This is a genomic window from Colwellia marinimaniae (genome assembly GCF_002207865.1).
Classification (GTDB): domain Bacteria; phylum Pseudomonadota; class Gammaproteobacteria; order Enterobacterales; family Alteromonadaceae; genus Colwellia; species Colwellia marinimaniae.
Genome location: NZ_BDQM01000126.1, coordinates 1 through 462 on the forward strand (window position 1 = coordinate 1; position 462 = coordinate 462).

At 41.6% G+C, this 462-nt stretch carries 1 protein-coding gene; it reads right to left on the minus strand.

Going from position 1 to position 462, the window contains the following annotated elements; all coding sequences use genetic code 11:
* Positions 1-368: site-specific integrase (locus tag MTCD1_RS18500; RefSeq protein WP_235013378.1), on the minus strand; the 368-nt coding region annotated here is incomplete at its 3' end.
* Between the last annotated feature and the right edge of the window lie 94 nt (positions 369-462).

The following is a 462-nucleotide window of genomic DNA, read 5'->3' on the forward strand; positions in this document are numbered from 1 at the left end:
CGGGTGGTATTGATAATCGCCGCCACTTCGTTAAGTGATAATACCGCTTGAATTACTTGCTGTTTGGGCGGTTTAACAATGTTAACCCAGACCCAAGGCCGACCTAAAACATGACGATATAAAAACTGAATGGCGCAACGACTAATTTTAACCATGCTCCAGGATTTATGTAGCACTAGGTAGTGAAAATAAGTCTTAAGTTGCTCGGTGGTTAAGTTAACAGGGCAGACATCAAAGAAGGTGGCCACTTGGCGAATACAGCGACTATAACTGTCGATGGTTTTATTACTTTTTCCTTGTAAGGTCAGTTCGTTAAGGTAAGATTGGTAGATTGAATTAAAGTGAGATTGCTCTTGTGTATTCATCATGAATACCTCCAGTTAATCACCGCCTTTGTTGACGGATAGTTTAAGTAGAGACGAGGTTTGCTTTTTCTGCCGCATAGCGGCTTCGTTCAACAAG